Origin of the sequence: Microvirga sp. HBU67558, from assembly GCF_018069605.1 — a bacterium.
Lineage (GTDB): Bacteria > Pseudomonadota > Alphaproteobacteria > Rhizobiales > Beijerinckiaceae > Microvirga > Microvirga terrae.
The window spans coordinates 1-2,101 of record NZ_JAGPUP010000352.1 but is presented as its reverse complement, the minus strand read 5'-3'; the positions used below and the strand labels follow the sequence as shown (position 1 = coordinate 2,101).

General features: G+C 55.0%; 2 protein-coding genes. One reads left to right on the top strand and one right to left on the bottom strand.

Going from position 1 to position 2,101, the window contains the following annotated elements:
- Positions 1-497: 497 nt before the first annotated feature.
- Positions 498-1,628: an acyltransferase gene (locus KBI52_RS01770; RefSeq protein WP_210804923.1), complete on the top strand. Its 1,131-nt coding sequence runs from the start codon at positions 498-500 to the stop codon at positions 1,626-1,628.
- Positions 1,629-1,895: 267 nt separating this feature from the next.
- On the opposite strand, the gene KBI52_RS01765 is transcribed toward KBI52_RS01770, so the two are convergent.
- The coding region (locus KBI52_RS01765; protein WP_210804921.1) for a hypothetical protein at positions 1,896-2,101 on the bottom strand (206 nt) is incomplete at its 5' end.

Sequence of the window (2,101 nt, the reverse complement as noted above, 5' to 3'; positions counted from 1 at the left end):
GTCATCACCCTTCTGCGGATCCCGTCCGCTTATAGGGTGTCTCAGGAAACTGTGAGGCGGAGGAAGTCGACGCTCCGGTAACGGATTGGTCTGCCGAGGCGGAGAAGGCAGCGCGGGAGGCCCTATAGCCGCCTAGTTTGGCACAGATGCGAAGGACGGAAGCCCAAACAGCCTTAGAGCACCGGAACGAGCTGCAAACCATTGGCAACGAATTCAGGGCCTTTCGGGTCATACGCCAAGCGATCAGCGCACAACCCCACGCTGAGCGATCTCTGACAATGGTCAACCGGATGAAATTGGAGCTGAAGGCCCGCCTCGGTAGGCTGATCAAGTAACCCTTGTTCTGATTGCTAAGAATTAGCAGCCCCTCTCCTGCAAGCTGCTTTGACCGCCTTCAGGCTTCCATCTTCGCGCCACTCTCAGGGGTTACACTTCAGAGACGTGAGCTTCCCCGAGGCATCATCTTGAGATAGTATCGCGGCTCCGCAAGCATTCGTGTGATTCAGCATGCTGGTTTGGGGCAGCAAATGCAAAATGACCGGCTCGAATTTCTCGACAATCTGCGCGGGATTGCGGCTCTCTACGTGCTTCTTTTCCACGTCTATCGGGTGTCGACGCCGAACCTAGCGCCCCCTCCGGCGTTCGCGCCCTTGATTGAGTTCGGGTATTCAGGAGTGTGGCTGTTCTTTGTAATCAGCGCATTTTCCTTGAGCCTGACGATGCCGCGTCATATCGCAACTGGCATGCCTTTGGTGAGCTTCGCAACCAGCCGCTTCTTCCGGATTGCGCCCCTTTTCTATACAGTAATCATCTACTCCACTTTACACTATTGCATAACAAGGTGGAGTGCGCCCGACTGGGGGCTAATCGCTGGGTCCGTTTCGTTTCTCTTCAATCTCGTTCCGAAATGGAGCCGGAGCGCCGTTGCAGGAGGGTGGGCGGTTGGCGTGGAGATGATATTCTATGCCATCTTTCCCCTGCTGTACTTCTTCGCCAAGGGCATCAAGGCACGCCTCATAACCTTCTTTGTGGGGCTCGTTATCTACTACATCTTTGCCAATCACTTTTCATGGTTGGTTTCTAACCCGCGTTTGTGGGCGCAATTTGATGCTGGCTCGATAGTGCGCTTCTTCCCCTCATTCACGTTGGGCTTGCTTGCCTTCGAAGCCTATGTCGCACTCAAGGTGAACCCGCGGGCCAAACTTTTCGGCTCAGCAGCTCTTGCTGCAGGCCTGCTCCTGTTCTCATGGCAAGTATCCAGGAGCCTGGGATGGGGCATCTTTCATCGAGTCCATGTCGACACCATCGCCTACGCCTTGATCTTACTGAGCGCCGCTTTGTGCCAGCCTCGCGTTCTGGCATCCCGTATTCTGTCGTACTATGGGCGGATCAGTTATTCTGTGTACCTTTGGCACATCCCGCTGATTGTACTGAGTGGCCCAGTACTGCAGCGCGTGTATGCCAGCGATGGTCCTCAATGGCTCCGTTTCGCTGCCGTCTCAGCAATCGTGCTTGGCTTAGCTACCATCATCGCCCACGTCAGCTATCACGGGATCGAGCGCCCGTCCGTGGAGTACGGCAAACGTCTCGTCAAGAAGCTCTCAGAGGCACAACGTCAAACCGAATAAAGTAGCCCCCGAATTGACCGGACACAATCTCCCACCTCGCTAAGAGACAGGAGTAGTGTTAGGCCCATGATTGGTTCATCCTCGAAGTTAGAGCATCGGACGCTCAAACGGACACACATCCAGATGCCCCAAAGAAATTCCAACATTCTTGCGGCTCAGACAAATCGCAGATATCGCAGAGGACGTGCCAGAGCGCATCAAAGGTTAGGACTTTGGTCTTGCCGCCTGACGAGTGCCTTCCGATCGATGCATTGTGTGCTATACCAGTTACCGTAAAAAATCCGTTTGAATGGTGCGCTCGGGACTATGCTCGTGCCGGACCAAGCGCTCATGCCCATCCGGGAACTTCGGATCGCGAATGCTAAGTAGTCGGCCCTGAATAATGCGTCGGCACGAAGCTGGCGTTGGTTTCAGGCGGCTTGAGAAGTATCCGGTTGCGCGGATGAGATGATCAGAGCTGCCATGAGCCAGGC